This is a genomic window from Sorangiineae bacterium MSr12523, assembly GCA_037157775.1.
Classification (GTDB): domain Bacteria; phylum Myxococcota_A; class Polyangia; order Polyangiales; family Polyangiaceae; genus Pendulispora; species Pendulispora brunnea.
Genome location: CP089982.1, coordinates 1,074,381 through 1,097,339 on the forward strand (window position 1 = coordinate 1,074,381; position 22,959 = coordinate 1,097,339).

The following is a 22,959-nucleotide window of genomic DNA, read 5'->3' on the forward strand; positions in this document are numbered from 1 at the left end:
CCGGCAGAGGAAGCGCCCGGAAATATCGGCTCGTCGGCTGCGGAGAGCGCCGCGAGCACCGCGCCACTGGTCAAAGTGGATAATCCGTATGCCGGCGCGCGGGTCTACGTCAACCCGGACTGGTCGGCCAAAGCGGCCGCGGAGCCGAATGGCAGCCGGATTGCCAACCAACCCACCGCCGTGTGGCTGGATCGGATCGCCGCGATCAACGGCACGTCGGGTGCGCGCGGGTTGGTCGCGCATCTCGACGAGGCGGTGCGGCAGGCGGGCGGCAACCCGCTGGTGATCCAACTGGTGATCTATGACCTGCCCGGACGAGACTGCGCGGCGCTCGCGTCCAACGGCGAGCTCGGACCGACCGAAATCGGAAGGTACCAGCACGAGTACATCGACGTCATTGCCGGAATCCTTGCCAGGCAGGCATATCGCAACTTGCGGATCGTCACGATCATCGAGCCGGACTCGCTCCCGAACTTGGTGACCAACGCCGATGGTCAGCCGGGCGCGACGCCGCAGTGCGCGACGATGAAGCAGAATGGCAACTACATCACCGGTGTCGGCTATGCGCTGCACACGTTGAACGCGGTTGGTAATGTGTACAACTACGTCGACGCGGGACACCATGCCTGGCTGGGATGGGACTCCAACTTCAACCCGGCCATCGACGTGATGAAGCAAGCCGCGACGGCGGCCGGCGCGACCGTCAACGACGTGACAGGATTCATCACCAATACGGCAAACTACTCGGCCCTCGTGGAGCCCTACTTCAAGGTGACCGACACGGTGAATGGCAGCAGCGTCCGACAGTCGAAGTGGGTCGACTGGAACTACTACGTCGACGAGCGCTCGTTCGCCACGGCATTCCGGAATGGCTTGGTGAGCCGAGGAGGCTTCCCGTCGAATATCGGTATGCTGATCGACACGTCGCGCAATGGGTCGGGAGGATCGGCACGGCCGACCGGACCTGGGCCAATGACCAATGTGGATGCCTATGTGAACGGCGGCCGAATCGATCGTCGCATCCATGCGGGCAACTGGTGCAACCAATCCGGTGCCGGGATTGGTGAGCGGCCGCGGGCGAATCCAGCATCGGGAATCGATGCCTACGTCTGGATCAAGCCACCGGGTGAGTCGGACGGTTCCAGCACGTACATCCCGAACACCGAGGGCAAGGGCTTCGACCGGATGTGCGACCCGACGTACACCGGCAATGCCCGCAACGGCAACAACATGTCCGGAGCGCTGCCCAACGCCCCGCTGTCCGGGCACTGGTTTTCGCAGCAGTTCCAGCAGTTGATGGCCAACGCCTTCCCGCCACTGTAAGCCCCGGCGGGGCGTGCCACGCGAACCCTATTCAATCTCAATGGCCCACACTGTCCGAGCGAGGAGATCTCCCATCATGAAAAGCTTCAATCACCTCACGGCGCTGGTCTTCACGCTGTTCGTCGCGATGACCGCGAAGCCCGCTCGGGCAGCCACGGCCGGCACCGGTTACTGGCACACGAACGGCAGGCAGTTGCTCGACGCCAACAATCAGCCGGTGCGAATGGCCGGGGTCAACTGGTTCGGTCTCGAGACCGCGAACTACACCCCGCACGGGCTCTGGGCGCGGGGCTACAAGGACATGCTGAACCAGATGAAGAGCCTGAAATACAATACGATCCGGCTCCCGTTCTCCAATCAGCTGTTCGATGCCGGCAGCACGCCCAACAGCATTCGATACGACCTCAATCCGGACTTGCAAGGATTGTCCGGCATTCAGATCATGGACAAGATTATCGCCTACGCCGGGCAGATCGGGATGAAGGTCCTGCTGGACCGGCACCGTCCGGATTCCGGTGGACAGTCCGCGCTTTGGTACACGAGCGCTTACCCGGAGAGCCGCTGGATCAGCGATTGGAAGATGCTCGCCCAGCGCTATCTCGGCAATACCACGGTGATTGGCGCCGACCTGCACAACGAGCCGCACGGCCCCAATGGCGCCACCTGGGGCACGGGAAGCATCACCACGGATTGGCGGCTCGCGGCCGAGCGGGCCGGCAACGCGATCCTGGCGGTCAACCCCAACTGGCTGATCGTGGTGGAGGGCATCGACGTCTTCAACGGCGACGCCTACTGGTGGGGTGGCAATTTGCAGGGCGCGGCGCAGTTCCCGGTCCGGCTGAACGTCGCGAACCGGCTGGTCTACTCCGCGCACGACTACGCCACCTCGGTGTATCCGCAGCCGTGGTTCTCCGACCCGAGCTTCCCGAACAACCTCCGTCCACTCTGGAATCGAATATGGGGCTACCTGGTGCAAAACAACGTGGCGCCGGTGCTGCTCGGTGAGTTCGGCACGACGCTGGCCGACCCCCGAGATGAGACGTGGCTGCGTACCTTACTGAATTACCTGGGCACCGGGGTTAATGGCATTAGCTTCACGTTTTGGTCATGGAATCCCAATTCCGGTGACACCGGCGGGATCCTCAACGACGATTGGACGACGGTCAACACCAGGAAGCAGAACATCCTGCAACCGTTCCTCGTCGGTGTGTCGGCTGCCTCACACTCCGAGAGTTCGACAGCGCCAGAAACCACGTCGTGGATCAACCCTTCAATGGTTCGCCATCGAGACAGCACGAGCGATTGTGCTCTACCCGATCTCTGAGCTCGACGAAGAGCGGCTCGACGACCTCCCTGGGCAACGCGGTGCTGTGACCCTGGATGCGCTGTGTGAGCCGGGTCAGAGCTGCCCGTATCCACTCGGTTCCCGCGAGCCAGTGCCCGGGCTCATGGGCTCGATGCTGGCGCCAAGTATGAATGCACGCGCTTGCTGCCAACAAAAGAGGATAGCGTTCTGCGACTCCAAAGGCGGCCGCACTGGCCTCCACACCGCGATCGGCTGGCCGCATATGGCGGGCGGTTTCGGCCAATTGGCCTAGTTCACCGGCCAGACTGCGGATCATCTGGCCGATGGCTTCCTCGCCGGGACGCGCGTAGTCGCTTTCGGCGGCGACGAGCAGCATCGAGGCCAGCGCGTCTTGGTCGAGCCCCGCGATGCGAAGTCGAGAGAAGTCGAGCGGCGGCAGAACTTCGCCATGGCCAAACAGTGCGGCGGGTGCCTCCGCGGCTTTCCAGCCGCGACACGCCATATCGTACAACTGCGGTAAAATGGTAAGCAGGCACGCCGTCGAGCCGGCATGTCCAAGGCTGATTACGGGCACGTCGCGGTAGTGCTTCCCGAAGATGGCATGCGCACCTTCGCGCAAATAGAACCGGGCGCCGAGGATGATCGACAGATCGTTCATGGCCTGTTCAATCATCGACGGTACGAGGTATTTCACGGACGCCGCCCACGCGCTTGCCTGCTCGGGAAACAGGTGCATCCCTCGCGCGACCGATCGCGCGAAGCAATCGGCAATCAGCAAATCCACGAATACCTGTGCCAGCGCGTTCCGCGCGTGGGGGAGCTCGCTCACATGGGTCGAGTACAATCGGCGTTCGGTTGCGAATGCCGTGACCGTGCGCAGCCCCGTGTCCAAGATTCCCAGCGCCATGCCGGGCAATGCCGCCCGGGTGATCTGGAAGGATCGCAATGCCGTCTGTACGCCGGATCCCTCTCGGCCGAGCAGGCTGTCATGGGGGACCGCACAATCATTGAATTCGATCCCGCCCAGCATGCAGCCGCGCATCGCAGAGGTTCGATATCGGGGAAGCAGGCGAACCTGGTCTCGCTCTAGTGCACGGGTATCCACGAACAACAGCGAATGGCTCCGTGCACCGGGCGCATCATTGGTGCGGGCGAAGAGGACCATCGCGGCCGCGCGCGCACAGTTGTTGATGACCTGCTTGTGCCCGTCGAGTCGGAACATCGTCCCGTCGCGGCGCGCTCGAAGCTCGTTGCTGAGGAAGTCGTTGCCGTGCTCGAGCTCGTGATAACCGACGGCAATGCGCTGCCGGGCCAATAGCAACTTGGCCGCCTGCTGCTGCTGGCTGATTGAGCCCGACGCCCAGATGTTGACGGCCGCCATCAACGAGGTGACGCCATATCCGAGTGCCAGTGCAGCGTCCCTGCGGAATACGGTGCGTATTCTTCGCGCCAGATCATCCAGGCCATGCAACCGCCCGCCCAGTGCGACCGGCACGAATTCGGCATTGAAATTCCATTCATCCAATGCCCTTTCCCCCGCAGCCAGAAGCTCGCCGCGCTCGTCCGCCGCCAGAATCTGGGCAAACCCCAATGGGTTCTCGATATCACGCGGGTCGCCGAACGACTCTTCGAGGGGTTGAGCATTCATGACAACTTCATTCCCTCGGCAAGTCGGCAGGGGAGCATCGACAGCATTTGACCGGACTGACTCTGCCTCGTGAGCGCGCTCAGCAAGACATCGTCGGTCGCATCGTGATCGGGAACGCGCACGCCCAGGGCCGTGAGGATTCGGGCGATGACGGCCAAGAGCCACCCGCCTTGCTGCCAAAGGCCGGAATTCGCGGAGTCATCCGCCATGTGCTCCCGGGAGCCTAGCCACAGTCCAATGGCGGCCGCGCCCGCGATACACAACGACATCTGGTGAGCGAGAGCGAAGGCGTCCGCTGGCACGGCGACGGCCAAGGGTCGAACGCCTGCCATCGTCGTCAGGAGTTGCCGAGTATGCTCGTTCAAGGCCCTGCACAGCACCGCCAGCGGCTCGAGGCCGCTGTCGGCACGCAGCAACTGCTCGATAGCATCGAGCGAGCGAGGAAGCGTATCCAGCAGACGACTGCCACGTACGGATAGCAAGCTAAGTCGCTTTCTATCGAAAGGGGGCAGTGGTGCGGAGAGGTCGAATAGGCCGTGGAGATCCCCGGTGGGTGCAGGCTGTTGGGCGGCGCGGGCGAGGACGGGAAACTGGTTGATCAGCGAATTCAAATTGACGAGCGTGTTGCCGTCGAACAACCCGACGACCCGATGATCGCGCTGCACCTTTTGAAACATCCCCTCGGCGAAGACGTCGGCCAGCACCGAACGCGCCCCAATGAATCGAGCCAGCTCACCGATGGTCGTGTCCGTACGCGTGGGAACGAGGTATTTGGCCACCGCGGAGAGGACACTGAGTTCGGGGGTGAGCACATGGATGCTCCGCGCAGCCACGACCGAGAGTGCCTCGCAGAGGAGATGATCCGCGTATGCGTTGGCGAGAATGCGCCGCGCCCGCGGAAGTTCGATGAGCTGACGGCCATAAAGCCGTCGCTCGCCCGCGAATCGGGTGGCCAGCCGCAACGCATGATCGGACGCGCCCAGCGAAAGGCTGCAACAGAGAATGCGGGTAAGTTGCAGACTCTTGAGCACGACCTCGATGCCCGTGCCAGGATGACCAATGACCGCATCGGCGTCGACGAAAGCCTCTTCGAAGACAATCCCGCTGATGTCGGCGCCACGAATGCCGTGGGTTGCAACTTTGGGGAGGCATCGATAGCTGCCCTCGCGGAGCCGTCGCTTGTCCACCATCAGCACGTCGAAACCGCGCGGTCCGCCGGCCGGTGTCGATCGGACCAGCAGGCTAATGATGTCGCCGCGTGTCGCGTTGTTGATCAGCCACTTTTCGCCTCGAACGACATACCCGTCCTGTGTCCGTGTTGCCGTCACCTCATTGGCGAGTAGATCGCTCCCATGATTCCGTTCGGTCAATCCCCAGGAAACGGCTGAGCGTTGCAGAACGCTTTCGGCCAATCGATTGGCTTGGGCGGAGGTTGCCGACGTCCAGGCGCATACGCCACCGAGAAACGTCTTGGCATGTCCAATGGCGACGGTGAGATCACGCCTGGAAATGGCCCGCAGGAGGTGCAGCGGTTCTTGGTAGTCTTCCAATGCGCCGCCATGGACGCTTGGCACGTAATAACGATGCAGCCCCCAGTCCTCCAGGCTCGAGCAGATCGCGTCTGGAAAATGTTCCGACGCGTCGAGTTGGGCGACGTTTTTGAAGGAGAACAACGTATCGGGATCGGTCGGATCTCCGAGGAACTGCTCCAGGTCTTCAACGAGTTCAAGCGGTCGATAACGCATCGAACATGGATCTCCTGCTGCTCATCCGAGCGCGTTGATCCGCGTTTCACCCCACCGCCAGACTTGGGCGCCGAAGCCCCAGCCCGTGGAGGCGCCCGCGATGACGATGGTTTTGCCCGGGCCTACGTGGCCTTGCTCAATCGCATGGTGCAACGTGATCGGCATGGAAGCGGAGACGAGCGAGCCGCGGGTTTCGAGGGTGGTGCAGTAACGGTTCCGCGCGACACCAAGGGCGTTCGCCCAGCCGCGTATCAGAATGGGGGACGGCTGGTGAAAAACGAAGTAGTCCACATCGTCGGCGCGGAGGCGCGCACGTTCGAGCGCCTGTTTCACCATCTCCGGAACGAACACCGGAACGAACTTGCGCATGCCATCTGCCGCGTCCTCACGTAAATCGAAATACGTGTGAAAGTCGTCGGGCACGAGCTCGTTCTTGGGTTTGTAACGAGGATTCCTCCAGCGAAGGGTTGCGAGATCGTAGTGCTCCGGCCTGCTCACGTACGAGGAGCCAAGAAGCGATGCTCCGTCCGAATCCGCGGTCACCACGGCGGCGGCCGCGGCGTCGCCGAAGATGGTGGCTGATTTGTCCGTGTAATCGAGCAAGTCGGTAATATGCTCGACACTGCACACCAGCACGCGCTTGCAGCGGCCCATGCGAATCAAATTCACTGCATTTTGCAGATGGATCAGGAACGAGAGACACTCTTGCTCCACGTCCATGGCAACGGCAGACCGAGCGCGCAGCTCTTCGCGAATCACGGGCGCGAGGCGGGGAAAGAACCTTGGGCCCGTGCTGGTCGAGACCACGAGGTTCGACGTGTTGGCGAGCACGAGATCGATGTCGGCCGCTTCGAGCTCCGCGATCCTCAAGGCTTCACGGCATGCACGAACGGCTAGACGATCGTGCGTCTCGCCTGCTGCCGCGTCGAACATCCCACGGCGTTGAACGCCCCAGAACTGCCACCAGTCGTGAGGAACGTCGGGGATTTGCGTGTACGGAGGCTCGCTGTTCGAAACGCTGCGCGCCGGGAACAGGCATGCGAGGCTGCGCACCGCCACCGGAACTTTTTCCCGATGAGGGGCCGCGAGCATCATTCGTCTCCCAAGTTCGTCGAATCGACCTGGTAATTGCCACTCAGGGAACCGAATAGACTTTTGACGGAAGCGCTCTGCCCGCGACCCGATTCGGGGGGAGTGAGGATACCTTGCTGCCACCGTCGTAGGGTTTCGCCTCGCCGAATTTTACCGGATGTCGTTTGCGGAATGCTGCCGGGAGCCAGCGCGACGACGAGCGCAGGTTCGAGCCCCGTCGCCGAGAGCACCGCCTTCCAGCACTCTTCGGCGAGATTCGCGGATGCTTTTCGCTGCTCCACGAAGACCAGCAGACGCTCGCCATTCTCGCCCACCTCGGCGGCTGCCGCGACGAAGCCCGTGCGAACGGCCGCAACTCGATTCACCGCGTCCTCGATGTCGTGCGGGAGGTGGTTTTCGCCGTTGATGATGATGATGTCTTTGGCGCGACCCGTAATATAGAGTTCGTCGTCGAGTACGACACCGAGGTCGCCGGTATCGAGCCATCCGTTTTCGATCGGGGCGTCGTCGCGATCGAGGTAGCCCGCCATCACGGAAGGCCCACGAACCCAAATGTTCCCTACTTCGCCCGATGCGCAGGGCACTCGGTCCTCCGTTCGACGGAGCTCGATCTCGACGGTGCGAATGGGTTTGCCCACGCTCACGAGTTCGACCCCCGGCCCCGGCACGGGGCGCCCTTCACTCAACGACTTGCGGTCGACGTGAATGGATCGGAACGGCCGTTCTTGGAATGGCGTGAATGTAACCGCGAGAGTGGCTTCGGCGAGCCCGTAGACGGGTGCGAATGCGGTTTCGGCAAGGCCCCATCGTGCAAATCGCGTATTGAATCGACGAGCGACCTCGGCGGAAATGGGCTCGGCCCCGCAGAGAGCCATGGTCCATCCGGAAAAATCGGCTCCTTCCAGTTCCTCGTCGCTGACCTTCGCCGTGCACTGCGCATAGGCGAAATTGGGTGCGACCGTGATGGTGGCGCGGTGGCGAGCCATCGCGCGAAGCCAAAGCGATGGCTTCGCGATGAAGATTTCAGGTGCCATGAGCACGAGCTTGATGCCGCGGCACATGGCATTGAACACGCAACCAATGAGCCCCATGTCGTGATGAAGGGGAAGCCACGATACATGCACCGGCTCGGGGCCGGGCGGGTACATTCGCTCCGCCATCGCATCACAATTGGCCAAAATCTGGCGATGCGTGACCGCCACCGGCTTCGGATGGACGGTCGTGCCCGACGAGAACTGTACGAGCGCCAAGTCATCAGGGGAAATGGCGCTCGGTTCCCGCGTCGGGCCGCGATCCAGCTCCTCGACCAAAAGTGCGCCAAATCTTGGCTCGTACCGCGCGAGCACGGAGTCGAGCGAGCGCCGCACGCGGGCATCGGTCACGAGCGCGGCGGCTCGGGTGGCGCGCAACATCGCGACTGTGCGCTCGCGATACTCTTCGAGGCGCCCCAATCGGCGAGGGGCCGCCAACACGAACGGGATGGCGCCGAGGCTGATGGTACCCAAGAGCGCGAACACGAGTTCCGGACTGGTCGGCAACACGAGTGCGACGCGATCGCCCGGGCCGATTCCGGCGGCCGCGAGCCCTCCGGCAGCGCGCAGCGCGCCCGCGCGAATCGTGTCCCAACCAAACCACGTCTCACCCTCGTCCCGGTCCACGAAATGGATGCCGTTCGATGCGCATGCACCCGCGGCAGACGTCAGTCGATCGATGAGGGTCGCCCCCGGTAAGGTCGGAGGAACCGGGGGCGTCATTTCGCCTCCCGAAGAATCGTCGCGACGATTTGGTCCACCGTATCGATCTCGGCCGCCTCCGTTGGCTGAAGGTAAATGGAAAAGCGCTCCTCGACGGCGTCGATGAGTGTCAGCAGCTGCAGAGAGCTCAGGTGCTCGGACAAGGCACCGGTAGGCAATGGGCCGTTCCACTGCAGTTTTTCCGTGAAGAGTTCGAGCAGTGTGGTTTGAATTTCAATTTCGGGCATAACGCATGGCTTCCGTGTAATTTCACCGAGCATCAGAATCTGTGAATGGCGGCGGACCAGGTCGAGCCCGCGCCATAGGCGAGCAACATGCAAAGTGTGCCGGGTCGCACGCGTCCTTCGTCGATGCTCATCCCGAGTACGACCGGCAACGAAGCCGATCCCATGTTGCCGAGATGATTGGTCATCAGCAATTTGCCCTCGGGGATTTCCAAGAGCTGGTTGACGCGTTCGAGAATGCGCGGGTTCGGCTGGTGCGGGATCACGAGGTCGAGATCCGACACCGAGAGGTGATTCCGGGCTAGGAGCTCCTTCGCGCACGACACCATGGCTTCCACGGCGTGCTCGAAGAGTTGACGCCCCTGCATGCGAAACTGGTGTGCTCCACGGGTCATGAGCTCCGGCGGCAGGAATGTTTCGTGCGCAGTTCCCGGAGCCTCGGTCCAGAGATCCCGAAAGTGGCTTCCGTCCGCGCCCGTGACCTGATCGATCAGGCCCACGCCAACATCGTTGCTCGCCTGCAAAACCGCGGCGCCAGCGCCATCCGCCAAAAGGACCGCGAGGTTTCGCCCGTCGTTGGAGCAGTCCATGCGCTTGGAAAGCACTTCGCCGCTTATGACCAGCACATTTCGGCATCGACGGGTCTGAATGTACTGGGCTCCGATTTCGATCCCGTACAGAAAGCCCGAACATTGAGCGCGGATATCGAAACATGGAATATGCCGCAATCCGAGCTTCGGTTGAATGAGATTCGCTTGAGAAGGATCATGATGATCCGGACTCAACGTGCTCACAATCATCAGGTCGATGTCGGCCGGCGACAGGCGAGCGCGCTCGATCGCTCGGGCCCCAGCCTCCACCATCAACTCGGATGTCGGCACGGAAGGCGTGACGTGACGGCGCTCGCGGAGCCCCGTTCGGGTGACGATGAAATCGTCCGACGTGCTCATGAGCGTGGCAAGGTAATCGTTGTCGATCACCTTCTTTGGAAGGGAAAAGCCGACGCTGGCAATTCGCGCCCGCGGCAGGAGCACTGGGCCGAAGAACGCGCTCTCTGATGTGCTTAAGCTTGCAGCCATTGGTAGCCATACCTCATTTGAAACGGGTTTAAGGTCAGACTGAGGAGGCGGCGCGTCCCATCACCACGGAGCGTCTCGGCAAAATAAGGGAGCCCGAAGGGGCCCAAACGGGTATCGATCGCCGGGTCGAGGCCGACGGCGTCTTTCACCGCGCGTGCGTCGACGTCGCCGGGGAACCACGATTCGATCACCACATGATCGGCTTTTTGGTCGGCCAGTGCGTTTCGCAAGAGGCCTATCGCCGCCTGGTTCAGCTTTTCGGAAACGCCTTGCTGCAACGGAAAACGATACTGGCCGCGGAGTTCGCCCGAGGCGCATTCGGCCCAAGGGAAAGCATCGACCTGGATCGGTGCGACGTTGGTATGCGACCATCCACCGAAGGGTTCCGATTTGCCCCCACCCCAACGGAGTAGCAAACAACCGGCGCCGTCAGGGATACGGAACCCGCTCTCGGGATCTTTGGCGAGACTTCTGCCCCCGCACTCGACGCGGACGAGAAGCACGTGTTTGTAATCCATCTCGTGGCAGAATCCGCGGGCGATATCGATCGCGGCCGACCAATCGTCGTCGTACAGATCGAAAACGAACGCGCGCTCCGCGCCGAGATCTCGTTGCAGTGGGTGGCAGACGCGAGGTCCCGCAACGTTCTTACCGAGCGCTACGCGATCCGGCGAAATGGACATGCTCAGAATCAAATCGAGGCTGCTTGCTTCGATTGATGCCTGGGCAAGTACTTCCCGGGCCACGGGGAGAACGCGATCGACGGCGAGGGGATCGCTTCCTTGCTCGGATTGCGTTTCACCGGGGGACACGCTCGCGTGGGCGCCGATGATGCGCAAGCTCGCCTCCCAGGGCATCACGCCGATTCCGCTGGACGCTGCGCAACCCAGCGGAAACCATCCGCCGAGATGGAGAGTGCATCGGCCCCAGGAAGGTACGGCCCTTTGGCTCCGAGGCCGGACGCAGACGTGACGTCCAGCCATGACGGGATTCCGAAGACGGCATCGAGCGGAATGCGCTTCGTCTCGGAAGGTGGCGCGGATGCTCCCGCAAGCGCTTGAACGTCGGGGCCGGTGCCAAACCCGGCAACGAGACGGACGAAGGCCTGGCGGTCTTCTTCGTACTTCTCGTCTCCGAGCACCTCGTGCGCGGCGCGGAAGTAATCTTCTTGGTCGTTGTTGGAATCGTAAAAGAACTGGAGAAATCGGTAGAAAATCATGTATTCGGCCCGATAACGCCGTTCGTATTCAGTGAAACATGCGGCCTCGTCGACCTCCCCGAGAAGGGTCGTGTGGATGGACCGCGCCGCGAGGAGCGCCGCATACGTCGATAGATGAACGCCGGATGAAAAGAGCGGATCGACGAAACATGCGGTATCGCCGACCAGGACCATCCCTGGTTTCCAAAACTTGGAATTGCAATAGGACCAGTCCTTGCGCACACGGTATTGTCCGTAAATTCCTTCCGTTACGCGCGGCACGCCTTCGAGCATGCCCTTGATGAGGGGGCAGCCATCCAGAAGCTCGTTCATGGCCTGCTCATGCCCCTTCTTCAGGATGGCAGCATTTTGCTGCGGCATGACCACGCCTACGCTCGTGAGGTCCGGCGCGAGTGGAATGTACCAAACCCAGCCCTTCTCCATGGATACGACGAGAATGTTGCCGTCGTTCGGCTCGGGCATCCGCTGTCCACCGCGGAAATATCCAAAGAGGGAGACGTTGCGAAAGAAGTCGGCCACGACGCGCTCGCCGACAATCCGGTGAAAGGGGCTCGAGTGACCGCTGGCATCGGCGACGATGCGGGCCCGTGCCTCGCGCGTGCCGCCGTCTGGCGTCCCATAGCGCACGCCGACGACGCGCCCGTCCTCCTGGAGGATGGCCGTGACGGGGTGGCGCTCGCGCACGTCGACGCCTTTGCGTGCGGCGTTGCGCAAGAGAATCTCATCGAACTTGGCTCGTTCGACCTGGTAGGCGTTTACGACACCAGGCACTTCGCTCTGGGTAAAGTCGAACGTCCACGTTTCTTTTCGACGTCCCCAGTACCAAGAACCTCCGCGCTTGATGGGAAATCCGGCGCGGGCCAACTCGTCGGTGATTCCGAGAAGATGACCAATTGCCCCCGTCGTCGACGGCAAGAGCGATTCACCAATTTGATAACGCGGAAAACTTTCTCGCTCGAGAAGAAGAATCTTGTGGCCCCGCATGGCGAGGATGGTGGCGAGCGTCGATCCGCCCGGGCCACCACCGATAACGATGGCGTCGAAATGCTCAACGCTCCCATTCGTCGAAGCTCGTTTCGTCGAAACGTCCATTGAAGATCCCTTATCGAGAGAAGAAGACGCGCCACCGTTGTCGCGTATCGTCCGAAAATTCGCGCCAACACCATCAGCGCGATCCAGTAACTCCCTGACAGCTCGATTTATTCGGGCTGACCGACCGATGCTTCGGCCCCGAGCATAGCGAAGTACATAGCGCTCCGTTCACGTGTTTCAAGCCCATATGGACAAGTAATTCTTCGACGAGGAATCATGCTGTCGAAGCCACACTTTGCGATGCGACCTGGCCCGAGTGGTGACGGTGTTGCATTGGTGCTGAGGCGTTCTTGTGCCCATTTGGATCAAATTGCGACACGATAACGGATTTGAGTTGTCAAAGTGACGACTTGCGATGCGATCGGCGTAAATTAGCGGTGTGCAGTAGGATACGTATTTCGGATTCATGACTACTTGGCTCGGATCGCGACACGACCTACTTGGAGAACGTGCCTTCCGCCATGCGTTCGTCACGCGGAGAGTTGGTCTGTCGCATCGCGAGTTCGTCTGTCATCATTCACGGCCTCTTGCATCGCCACCATTGCGATCGGATCGACGAATGGGGCACTCTTGACCCAAAGCCGCAGTGGCATGTTCCTCGGTCGACGTAGTTGGCCGCTCTTCAAAGGATTACGATGGTATGTGGTACACGGACGTAGGCTGCGTCGACGAAGACTTGATCGTGCTCGGGACCATCAAGAATCCGGTCTTCTTGACTGGGAGTGGCGACGATTGGGCGTTGATCGAGGGCGGTCTGACACGGCACGCACCGCTCGTTCTCCGTCAGCTCCATCACGTGCTCGGAGATATCCGCCGCATCCGCCGATGGCTGGTGACCCACTCCCACTATGATCATTGTGGGCTTCTCGGTCAGCTCTATCCCTACATGCCTTGGGTTACCGTCTACGCATCGCCCGAAACGGCCAAGGCCTTCCAGAGCGAGCGTGCGCGGGCGGTCGTCCAGAAAATTAGCGATGCGACCAAGTCGCTCGCGGCGCCCGACGAGGAACGTCCGGAGCTACCGAATCCGGTGCTTCCGCCGACCGTACTGTCCGATATACCGATTACCACGGTGGTCGATGGCGATCGCGTCGAGCTCGATGGTCGGCGGTCGATGCTCGTGCGAAAAACACCAGGCCATAGTCGCTGCCAGATTGCCTATTTCGACGAGAGTCGCGGGCGGGCGTTCGTATCCGACGCTCTTGGAGAGCTGGTCGAGGAAAGCTATTTTTGTCCGTTGTCGTTCGACGATCTCGCGGCCTATCGCACGTCCATCGAAAGCATTGCGAATCTCGGTGCGGAGGAAATCGTGCTCGGTCACCACGGAAGGCTCACCGGTGCGCAAGCCGCGCGGGCGGCCGCAGACGCCAAAGACGGGCTCGAACGGTTTGCCGACGACGCGCGAAAGCTTTTGCCAGATGCGCGCGGCGCGCTCAAAACGGTGGCCGAGCAGCTCTCCCAGCGCCTGCACGCGCCGAGTGTTACGTTCGTGCCGCAGGATCTGCACGTTCAAAGCATGCTTCGCATGCTCGATCTTCTCGAGAAAGACCACGCTCTCGCATGATGGACAGCGCATGCGGCGCAAACGGCGTTCAGAGCGCGGTTGCGCGCTGCCGAAGGGAACTCTCGACCCGCTGGAGCGTGGCCTGGACAGCGGACAAATTGTTGCCGATGTTGGCGAGTGCCTCCGTCCGCTCGTCGGTCATTTGAGCGGCCATCCCATCATGTTCGCTCTTGGCCTTTTCCATCTTGCCGAGCGCTGACTTGATGCGGACGAGGTGGTGCCGCAAGTCCGCCAGCGTAGAGGCCTGCTCCTGGGTCGTGCCGTAGCCTATTCGTCGAGACGAGGTCACGATTTGCTCGAGGTCGCCCAGGCACCGATACGCTCGGCAAACGATGTTCGCGACGGTCACTTGCTTCATCTCGAACCCCCCTTTCTTGAGTTGCCGCACCGCAATCGATCATTGCCCGCGAGTGACCCATGATGGCAACGATGTTCGTGTCACGCCATGGGCAAAATTTGAAATGAAGATCGTCCCAATTGGACCTCCGATCAATCGCCATCCTCGAGCGCGGAGCTTCGTCTCGAAGTGCAGGGCATCTGCAGCCGTTGGTCGGCAACGACGAGGTGCCGAAGCTCGATCAATGGTCCGACGAAAATCGATGCGCACCGCCGCGGTAGTCACCGCTCTTCGAGCAGCGCGGCCGTCGGCGCCCGATGCGTATGCACGCGGGAGGCTGCGGCCCCAGCGGTACGACGTGCTCCGCGGATATCCAGCATTCGACGGGATCGTATTCTGCCTCGTGACCCTCAGCGTGGCGGCGATCTCGCCTGGCGTGCAGCCGTCTCGTTCCCAAAGTACGGCCAGCGTTCCGATCTTGAGATGAATTGCCCTGCGCCTCAACGAAATCGCGACTTCATCTCCTCGGCGGTCATGAATCGACGATAAACTCGAAAATCGTCAATCGAACAGTTGCGACAATCGTTCAAGAGCCGTACCTGCTGGGCGTCCGGGCGAAACTGTGAGATATCCGCAGTTGGCGCGCAGATCTTGTCCCCAATGCGAAGCACAAGCGCGGATTGGATACTGCTCCAACTCGCCGCGACATGGACCCATTCACCCCCGGAAACGGCGCGTGAGCATTCCAAGGGTGCCGCGTGAGCATCCGAAGATGATGTCACCAGGTCGACGTCAATAACGTGTTCCCCGCCCACCAACCTGCTGTGGACGTAAACGTTGTGTCGATTTGGATCCGGCCTGTCGAAAATTTCCGCGCTTGCGATACCGATGCCGTCGCCGAGCTTTACGAGGAAGGACACGGTTCCTTCGGATTGGGGGAAAGCCTGGCCGGAGAGTGTTGCGATATCGATGTACCCCGAACTGAGCGTGACCGCGGAACCTCCGTCCAGGCCAGGGCTCCAGCTGGACGTGGACGGGAGGACGGCATTGTTTCCGTTGCCCGTAACGTCGGACGCGAGGAGGCCCGCCCCCTCATCGAAGGGGACGAGCGCCACGAGATCTCGGGGCGGCGGCTTACTGGAATCCTGCAACGCATCGGAGATGCTGAAAGCGTCGAATCCCGCATCTTCGACCGGGGCGGGTTCATCGGGGCCGGTACCATACGCGTCGAGCCCCGTGATGGCTGCACAGCCCATGGCCACATCACAGAGCAACGCACAAATGACCATCGTTCGACGTTCCAACATGTGCATGCAGACTCCACTATTGTCAATTGGTCAACGACAATCAGCGGCGAGGCGGCTGCGATTGATTTAAAATTAGCCTCCGTTGTCGTGTTTGCAAATTTGATTTTGCCGCGCGCGCCAGTTTTCTTGGAAAATGACATCAAATGATTGAAGTCGTGCAACAGGCGACCGTTCGTGTACGGCGTGCCAATTCACGACGCGAAATTTGCGCTTGCCGGTGCGCGCCATAGCTAAGCAGGTCGCCAAGTTCCCCCGTGGTTCGCGAAGTCATATCCGCAAATAGGCTCGCGTTCTATCGAGGAATTGTCGATCGTGCGAGAGGCTATCCGAAGCGACCGATTGGTTGTGGCGGTTGTCCCATTTATGTTTTCGATACAAGGGCCATTTGCAATCCAAATATCGTGTCTCGGACATCCACCAAATCGCCGCGCCGAACGTTTCGGCGGGCAGTGGCCTGCTGCATAGCGGATTTCCGTTTTTCACACGATAGACAGTTATGCGCGCGTCACTCGTTGCGAAACGATACGGGCGTGTTGGGCGCCGGGGCAGCATAAAGAATCAGCTGATGTTGCCCATCGCCTTCGACGATGGCGGAATCGTCCGGCTTCGCGTCCCTGGCGAAGGTACGAAGTGCTTCGAGGTCGCCTCCGCAGATGGGAAGGGCTGTTGGAGGCGTGAGCGTCGGTGCGGGCGTCTGGCCACGAAGCATGGACTGTTGGCGCGACCGCATATCGTTGGCTGCGGCTCGGCAGGCGGCTTCGGCGACCGCATCGTCTTTCGCCGGGTCGAAGGTCTGCATGATGGGGATCCCAGAAGCCTTGTCCGCTCCCGGGCCAAGCAGCGCGGCCATGGATTGGGCCGTGGCGGCGTCCATCGAGGGGGCGGAGGAGCGGCGTCTCAGAATTTCCTGGGCGAGGACCTTGGCGACGCGGGGGGCGATGTCGCGCTGGTAGGCCGCGTAGGATGCGCGGGGGGTCTTGCGGTCTTTTCGAATGATGTGCCAGCCGTAAGGCGTATGCACGGGCCTGCGCGTGAGCTGCCCGGGTCGGAGCGTTTCGGCCACTCGACGAAAGGGGTCGACGAGACGCGAGGTATCCGCACCCACCGAACCCCCGCGCGAGGCCGAGCCGGGATCGTCGGACTCCTCGCGTGCCACGGCCGCGAAGTCCGCGCCCTTGCGAAGGCGCGCAATCAAAGCCTCCGCACGCTTTCTTGCCACCCTGTCGCTGCCCGTTGCCACATCAATCTTGATGAGGATGTGACGTATTTCCGGAATGCGCCCATCCTTCAAGGCCTGGGCTGTCCAGGTCTTCAACTCGTTCGCATCGACGCGAACGAAGGGCGCGAGCCAGCTCGCGCTCACGATGGCATATTCGACCACCACGGACGGCTGCCGCGCGACCGCCTCGGTCTCGGCCGGCGGTGAAGGTGCCGGTGCCGATAACGTTGTGGTTGCGGGATACAACTCCGGCAGCGGAGCCTGGGCCATCGGCGAAGTGCACGCAAAGCCTGTCGCGGCCAACACGGCGAGTGGAGTCCTCATGTCTCGAAGCCATGCTAGCTGGCTTTCGCGCAAGAGTGCCCAAGATCGGGCGTATCGCTCACTTCATTGACAAGTGCTTGCTCATGTAGGACGCCGTGCGGCTCCACTCCGCGCGAAGGCGCGTTTCGAAACTGGATTCCAACAAGAGATCGACGATGGGCACCGTCGCTTCCACCTGGAGATCTCCGATTCGGCGCACGCTCGTCGAACTGATTGGCTCGAGGCGCATCGTGCCATCGAGGCGGATCTTGTCGGCGAGGATGCTCGGGGTCGCGCGCCATCGCCAAATGCCGCTTCCCCGCGTTAGCTCGCCTTCTTCCGAAAGAGAGAATCGGCTCCTCATGGGCCCAGGAAGGCTCCAGTTGGGAGCGAGGTCCACCTTTCGTTCGGTCTCGCTTTGTTCGCGAATTTCATATGCCCGGTAACCGAGCTCTTCGCGGTACATCTTCTCGATGAAGGCTTTGTCCCAGAAGAGCTTCCAGAACTGTTCCTTGTTGCATTTGATCTCGTGAGTAATGACGAACTTGGCCATGATTCCCCCCACCGCGCTGCTGCATGGAGGCAAGTCGGCACCGACCAAGCGATGCTCGCCTCCATGATGATCTCTTCTCGGGGGCATTGGCGTTCGTCAATGAGCCGCCAGAACATCGAAGATGTCTCAGGCGAGAATTTCGCAGGTCGAGATCCAACGTCGTATTCTTTTTACAGAAGTGCACTTCTCTTGGCGGCCAGCGGAATAGCATCTTGCGCCACACGTAAAAACGAACGAAGCCACCAACCGAGCCGATAGCGCAGCCGCAAGGGCCGCCGAGCATGCTGTGCTTGCCAGAACGCGCTCGTGGCATTTTTCCACGTTTCGATGACGGAGGCGCAGCATGTCCCTGAACGATGCGCGTGGATCCACCGCATTCATCCGGGCAGAAGGCTTGGCCCAGGTCGTGCTGTAGCCGCCGTCGAGACATGGAGCTCGATGTGCCAATGCATGGCGTGATGTTTCAGTTCTTCGAATGGAACTTGCCCAACGATGGCTCACTCTGGCGAACCATCGCCGAAAGTGCCCCGTCGCTTCGCGAAAAGGGGATTACGGCGATTTGGTTTCCACCTGCAACCAAGGGGGCCGCTGGCGGGTACGATGTTGGTTACGCCGTATACGATCTTTTCGATCTCGGGGAGTTCGACCAGAAGAATTCCACGCGGACCAAATACGGCACCCGCGAAGAACTGCTTCGCGCCGTCGAGGCGGTGCAGGCTCACGGCATGGATGCTTATCTCGACGTGGTCATGAACCATCGAATTGGAGGCGACGAGACCGAGGAAGTCACGGTGGTGGAGGTCAATCCAGCGAATCGTTTGGAAGCGATCTCCGAGCCCTACGTGATTCGCGCATGGTCACACTATACGTTTCCAGGACGGGCCGGCGCCTATTCTGATTTCCAATGGACGCGCGATCACTTCGACGCCTTCGGGGCGGATGCCAATCAGCCCGAGGTGTCAGGCAAGATTTTTCGCGTTGCCGATCGCGCATTCTCGAGCGAGGTGGATCCCGAGAATGGCAACTTCGCGTATTTGATGGGCGCCAACGTCGACCATTCCCGCCAAGACGTTCGGGACGAGCTGGTCCGCTGGGGTGTGTGGCTCCTCGAGACCACCGGGGCACGCGGCGTCCGCATCGATGCGGCCAAGCATATCTCGCGTTCTTTCGTATTGGAGTGGTTGACGCGTGTGCGAGAGGCCCATCCGGAGCGAGAGGTCTTCGCCGTTGGCGAATATTGGTCGGGTTCGATCGACATGCTGGAGAGCTATCTTCGAGAGACGAAGGGAGCGCTGCGGCTCTTCGACGTCCCTCTCCACTTCCGGATGCACCAGGCAAGTCAGTTGGGCCGAGACTACGATCTTCGGACGCTTCTCGACGATACGCTCGTGGCGCGCAATCCGATGGCGGCCGTGACGTTCGTCGACAACCACGACAGCCAGCCCGGTCAAGCACTCGCGTCGCCAATTGCCGATTGGTTCAAACCGATTGCCTATGCCTTCATCCTGCTTCGTCACGAGGGTTACCCCTGCGTGTTTTACGGTGACTACTTTGGCAATGACGGAGCGGGGGGCGATGACCAGCGCCTGGTGGCTCACCGGCACGTCATTGACGCCATGCTCGTGGCGCGCGCCAAGTTCTTGTACGGAGAGCAGGAGGACTACTTCGAGAGCCCGACATGCGTGGGGTGGATCGTTCGCGGCAACGACGAGCACCCAGGCATCATGGCGGTCGTCGTGTCCACTGCGGACGCTTGCGTCCTCACGATGCAGGCCGGCCGTCCTGCTGTCGAATTTCGCGAGATCACGGGAGCCAGCGAAGACCGCCTTCGCGCAGGTGATGACGGCGCCGTCCGCTTTCACGGCCGGGCGGGCGGCGTCAGTGTGTGGTGCAGCGTTTGAAGCAGCCCTCGTACAGCCGGCCTATTTCGACCTTGGTTGCTCGGTCATCTTTCGATGCTGCTCTGCCATGACGCTCGACGGGGCGACGGCGGAAACGGCGGCGCGAACCTTGTTGCCAACGCCGTGTACGACGCTGGCTTCGCCGCGCATCATCGCGTCGAATCCCGTTTTTGCCACATCGGCCGGATCGTCCTTTTTGGATTGACCGAGCTTCGTATCCGCAAGATCTGCGCGTTCGAAGAACTCCGTTTCGGTTGCGCCAGGCATCAAACACGTGACGGACACTCCGCTGTCTTTGAGCTCGTTGCGAATGGCAGCGGCAAAACTGTCGATGAATGCCTTCGTGCCGTTGTAGACCGCGTTGAATGTGCCCGGCATCAAGCCCGCAATGGATCCGGTGATGAGGATTCGTCCCTTGCCCCGGGCGCGCATGGCGCGGCCGACCTCGTGAATCAGGTAAATTGTCCCTGTGACGTTCGTGTCGAGGACTTTGCGGACCTCCTGGAAGTCCTGATCCAGGAAAGCATGGCCGAGACCTCGACCGGCATTGGCGACGAGGACATCCACGGGGCGGCCCATACCACTGGCGGTTCGGCAGAGCGCGTCGACGCCTTCGATCGTGCTCAAATCCGCCCTCAGGGCCTCCACGCGCGCGCCTGCGGCCCGAAGTTCGTCGCCCGCAATGTAGATGTCGGGTTCGTCGGCGGCGATGATGAGATCGAAGCCGTTCGCCAAGCAAAGCTTCGCAAGCTCACGGCCGATGCCGCTCGAAGCCCCCGTGACGATCGCCAAAGGTCGAAGTGCTGTTGCCATTATCTTACCTCCAGCGGCCGAATGCTGCGAAGCGCATACCAAGTACGAATGGCGTGGCGCGCTGGAGAATAGTCGCGACGAGTCAGTGAACGATGGTGACGCAGAGACCACCGTTGCAGGGGACGCCATTGCAGCACTGGCTGGAGTCCTTGCAGGCCTGCCCGTAGAGCGAGCACGTTCCGGCGCCGCCGTCGGGGGTCGTGGTCGCACCGCAGGTGCCCTTCACGGAGCCCGGCGGCGTATTGCACGTCAAGCCGCTGCAGCAATCGGCATTGACCGAGCAAGCATTGCCGCTTTGGCTGCATTGCGTGGTGGCCGGGGCGCAACGAAGGGTTCCGCTCGAATCGGGAAGGCATTTGGCACCGTTGCAGCAGTCGCCCGAGAAGGCGCACGTCTGCCCCGTGGTTCGGCAGGCGAGGCCACCGTCGACACCGACGACATGACATCGCGGAACGCCCACCGGGTCGAGCTCGCAGTTCGATTTCGAGCCGAGGTGCTCGCAGCAATCGTTGCGGGCCGAGGAGATGCTGCAGACGTAATCCTGGAAGTGGCAGACATTGCCTTCCGGATTGCAACTCTGCGGATTGCGGCAGATGCCGACGGCTGCACCGGGGGCCTTGTCGCAGGTGACGTTGCCTGCCCCGGGAAGGCCGGTGCCGGCGGCCCCGCAGCAGTCCTTGTCGGAGCGACAAAGGTCGCCGTTGACGCGGCAGCCATTGGCAGGCTGGCAGATGTTTACGCCGGACGGTGCGTAGGGGGCACAGAGTCGGCTGCAGCACGCTTGGCAGCCGGCCCCCTCGCACACCGTGCCGTCGACACCTCCGTTGCAGTAGGAGGCGCCGGTGGGCGCACTGCACGTGCCCAGGGTTGCGCCGGTAGCTTTGGTGCAGATACCGCCGCAGCAATCTTCGGCTCGGGCGCACGCGTCGCCGCTTTGGATGCAGTACGATGCGTTGAGCTGACAGACGCCTCCTTTGCACAGTTTGGAGCAGCAATCGCCGGCCCCCGAGCATGCGTTGCCTGCCGTTTTGCATGCCCCTGGATCGGAATTGAGCGGTGCGCAGACTCCACCCGAGCAGTTGCCGCTGCAGCACGATTCGGGCGACGTGCAGGCTTTCGAATCTTGAATGCACGCCGCAGCCGCACACTGGCCCCCCTCGCAGCGCATGCTGCAGCAATCCGTTCCAGCGCTGCACGTGGCGCCGGCAGCCGAGCATTGGCCGACTCCGCCCGTACACTTCTTCGTGGTGGCATCGCACGTGCCCGTGCAGCACGTGTCCCCCGCGGTGCAGGCGGCTCCCGGTGGATCACAGGCCGATGGAACGCCTCCGTCGAAATCGACGAAATCTCCACCGTCGCCGTCCGCCCCGGCATCACCGCCATTCGTGATCGGGGCGTTGTCGTTGCTTCCGCACGCGAAGATCACGGCTGCGAAGAAAATGAGGAGAAGGGCGGTCCTGCGCATCGTCATGTGCCCAAAGTGGTTCGACGATTTTCAAATCAGGCACGGGCCGGCCGATTAATTCGGGTTCAGGCGAATGTAGGTGCATATCGTGGCGTCGCACACGGAGCGCCCGAGTCCGACGGGGGCCGGGAGCCTTCTGGACCTACGTCTGCCGCGATGAGGGACTTGCATAACGCGAGGTAAGGTCCCGACTGGACGCGGGCTGGCGTGTATCCCAGTCGGCTATAAAGATTTCGCGCGCGGGTGTTTTCGACGTCGACCTCCAACTCGCTCGTTGCAAAGCCTCGTGCGACGAAGACCGCTTCCGCGGCGGCGATCAAGCGCGCACCGATTCCGAGCCCCTGCAGGCAATCGATGACTCGAAATGCCCATATGATTCCAATGGACGTGTCACGCTTTCGCGTCAGATCCAGCCAGACCTGCCCGGACGGAAAGCCTTGGACTTCGGCCACGAGGATCAAGGCTTCGTCGCGCTGTTGCTGAAGGTACGTATGTTCGATGATGGCTCGGTCATGGGTAAACTGACCAAACCACTCCAATGCGACCAGGTCGCCTTCGTGGGCGGGACGAATGATCGCGGAGAATGTGGCTTCGAATGTGTCGGTGATCAAGTCACGGAGGACTCTATCCGCTTTCGGCGGCCGTGAGGATCAAGTTTCCATCAAATTCCAGCTGGAGATTAGACGAAGACAGCGCGGAAAATGTCCTTCGTTCCCGCTGGCCCCGAGATGCGAAGGATGAACGTCGTAGAACGATCGATCAAGTCGAACGATGCGAATGGGCAGCATCGACGCTCCAGAGCCAACCAGTCCTCCACATCGCGCCGAATGTGGCGATTCTCGAGGAAGGTGAGTGTCAAACCGTCCGCGGTGTCGGTCAACGTCGGTCGACTCGCGAGCATTCTTCGCGTGCGCTCGTCTTGCGCGGCGCGCTCGGTTTCGCTGAGCGCGGTCAAGTCACACGCAATGGGGGCTCCGGATTCGCCAACTGCCGAGATGATGCTTTTTGAACGGGT

At 61.5% G+C, this 22,959-nt stretch carries 20 protein-coding genes and 1 pseudogene; 6 read left to right on the forward strand and 15 right to left on the reverse strand.

What is annotated here, in order from left to right:
* Nucleotides 1-72 precede the first annotated feature (72 nt).
* Nucleotides 73-1,323: pseudogene (locus tag LZC95_04600) on the forward strand (glycoside hydrolase family 6 protein).
* A 76-nt stretch (nt 1,324-1,399) separates the two neighbouring features.
* Nucleotides 1,400-2,647 (forward strand): glycoside hydrolase family 5 protein, encoded by a 1,248-nt coding sequence (locus LZC95_04605; GenBank protein WXA96118.1) that lies wholly within the window; start codon nt 1,400-1,402, stop codon nt 2,645-2,647.
* On the opposite strand, the gene LZC95_04610 is transcribed toward LZC95_04605, so the two are convergent.
* From LZC95_04610 to LZC95_04645, 8 genes are read right to left on the reverse strand one after another with little or no spacing between them, the layout of a single operon-like run.
* Nucleotides 2,586-4,277, reverse strand: a complete 1,692-nt coding sequence (locus tag LZC95_04610; GenBank protein WXA96119.1) for an acyl-CoA dehydrogenase — start codon at nt 4,275-4,277, stop codon at nt 2,586-2,588. The genes LZC95_04605 and LZC95_04610 overlap by 62 nt on opposite strands.
* Nucleotides 4,274-6,022: an acyl-CoA dehydrogenase gene (locus LZC95_04615; GenBank protein ID WXA96120.1), complete on the reverse strand. Its 1,749-nt coding sequence runs from the start codon at nt 6,020-6,022 to the stop codon at nt 4,274-4,276. The genes LZC95_04610 and LZC95_04615 overlap by 4 nt, the downstream gene beginning before the upstream one ends.
* 21 nt (nt 6,023-6,043) lie before the next feature.
* On the reverse strand, nt 6,044-7,117 hold the full coding sequence (locus tag LZC95_04620) for a 3-oxoacyl-ACP synthase III family protein (GenBank protein ID WXA96121.1): 1,074 nt from the start codon (nt 7,115-7,117) through the stop codon (nt 6,044-6,046).
* Nucleotides 7,114-8,868, reverse strand: a complete 1,755-nt coding sequence (locus tag LZC95_04625; protein WXA96122.1) for an AMP-binding protein — start codon at nt 8,866-8,868, stop codon at nt 7,114-7,116. Before LZC95_04625 ends, LZC95_04620 begins: the two co-directional genes overlap by 4 nt.
* Entirely contained in the window at nt 8,865-9,095 is a 231-nt protein-coding gene (locus tag LZC95_04630; GenBank protein ID WXA96123.1) for an acyl carrier protein, read from the reverse strand. The genes LZC95_04625 and LZC95_04630 overlap by 4 nt, the downstream gene beginning before the upstream one ends.
* A gap of 32 nt (nt 9,096-9,127) precedes the next feature.
* The gene (locus LZC95_04635; protein ID WXA96124.1) at nt 9,128-10,171 is read right to left on the reverse strand and encodes a beta-ketoacyl-ACP synthase 3; all 1,044 of its coding nucleotides are present in this window, start codon (nt 10,169-10,171) and stop codon (nt 9,128-9,130) included.
* Entirely contained in the window at nt 10,156-11,031 is an 876-nt protein-coding gene (locus LZC95_04640; protein ID WXA96125.1) for a hypothetical protein, read from the reverse strand. Before LZC95_04640 ends, LZC95_04635 begins: the two co-directional genes overlap by 16 nt.
* Nucleotides 11,028-12,482 carry a tryptophan 7-halogenase gene (locus LZC95_04645; protein WXA96126.1) on the reverse strand — a complete coding sequence of 485 codons (1,455 nt, stop codon included), beginning with the start codon at nt 12,480-12,482 and terminating at the stop codon, nt 11,028-11,030. Before LZC95_04645 ends, LZC95_04640 begins: the two co-directional genes overlap by 4 nt.
* 640 nt (nt 12,483-13,122) lie before the next feature.
* Here LZC95_04645 and LZC95_04650 point away from each other — a divergent pair.
* Complete coding sequence (locus LZC95_04650; GenBank protein ID WXA96127.1) at nt 13,123-14,046, forward strand: MBL fold metallo-hydrolase; 924 nt, start codon at nt 13,123-13,125, stop codon at nt 14,044-14,046.
* 28 nt (nt 14,047-14,074) lie between these two features.
* On the opposite strand, the gene LZC95_04655 is transcribed toward LZC95_04650, so the two are convergent.
* Nucleotides 14,075-14,404 (reverse strand): hypothetical protein, encoded by a 330-nt coding sequence (locus tag LZC95_04655; GenBank protein WXA96128.1) that lies wholly within the window; start codon nt 14,402-14,404, stop codon nt 14,075-14,077.
* Between the two features lie 119 nt (nt 14,405-14,523).
* On the opposite strand from LZC95_04655, the gene LZC95_04660 reads away from it, so the two are divergent.
* Nucleotides 14,524-14,664 carry a hypothetical protein gene (locus LZC95_04660; protein ID WXA96129.1) on the forward strand — a complete coding sequence of 47 codons (141 nt, stop codon included), beginning with the start codon at nt 14,524-14,526 and terminating at the stop codon, nt 14,662-14,664.
* A 558-nt stretch (nt 14,665-15,222) separates the two neighbouring features.
* A complete protein-coding gene (locus LZC95_04665; protein ID WXA96130.1) occupies nt 15,223-15,837 on the forward strand; it encodes a hypothetical protein in 615 nt (204 codons plus the stop codon).
* Nucleotides 15,838-16,195: 358 nt separating this feature from the next.
* Here the strand turns inward: LZC95_04665 and LZC95_04670 are convergent, their stop codons facing one another.
* Together LZC95_04670 and LZC95_04675 are read right to left on the reverse strand one after the other, a co-directional pair.
* On the reverse strand, nt 16,196-17,233 hold the full coding sequence (locus tag LZC95_04670) for a peptidylprolyl isomerase (GenBank protein WXA96131.1): 1,038 nt from the start codon (nt 17,231-17,233) through the stop codon (nt 16,196-16,198).
* Between the two features lie 58 nt (nt 17,234-17,291).
* On the reverse strand, nt 17,292-17,765 hold the full coding sequence (locus LZC95_04675; GenBank protein ID WXA96132.1) for a DUF2505 domain-containing protein: 474 nt from the start codon (nt 17,763-17,765) through the stop codon (nt 17,292-17,294).
* A 446-nt stretch (nt 17,766-18,211) separates the two neighbouring features.
* On the opposite strand from LZC95_04675, the gene LZC95_04680 reads away from it, so the two are divergent.
* On the forward strand, nt 18,212-19,666 hold the full coding sequence (locus LZC95_04680; protein ID WXB00299.1) for an alpha-amylase: 1,455 nt from the start codon (nt 18,212-18,214) through the stop codon (nt 19,664-19,666).
* Nucleotides 19,667-19,687: 21 nt separating this feature from the next.
* Here the strand turns inward: LZC95_04680 and LZC95_04685 are convergent, their stop codons facing one another.
* The 4 genes from LZC95_04685 to LZC95_04700 form a co-directional block, all read right to left on the reverse strand.
* A complete protein-coding gene (locus tag LZC95_04685) occupies nt 19,688-20,479 on the reverse strand; it encodes an SDR family NAD(P)-dependent oxidoreductase (GenBank protein ID WXA96133.1) in 792 nt (263 codons plus the stop codon).
* Nucleotides 20,480-20,561: 82 nt separating this feature from the next.
* Nucleotides 20,562-21,950 (reverse strand): hypothetical protein, encoded by a 1,389-nt coding sequence (locus LZC95_04690; protein ID WXA96134.1) that lies wholly within the window; start codon nt 21,948-21,950, stop codon nt 20,562-20,564.
* A gap of 59 nt (nt 21,951-22,009) precedes the next feature.
* A complete protein-coding gene (locus LZC95_04695) occupies nt 22,010-22,555 on the reverse strand; it encodes a GNAT family N-acetyltransferase (GenBank protein ID WXA96135.1) in 546 nt (181 codons plus the stop codon).
* 68 nt (nt 22,556-22,623) lie between these two features.
* Nucleotides 22,624-22,899, reverse strand: coding sequence for a hypothetical protein (locus LZC95_04700; protein ID WXA96136.1), 276 nt, complete (start codon nt 22,897-22,899; stop codon nt 22,624-22,626).
* Nucleotides 22,900-22,959 lie beyond the last annotated feature (60 nt).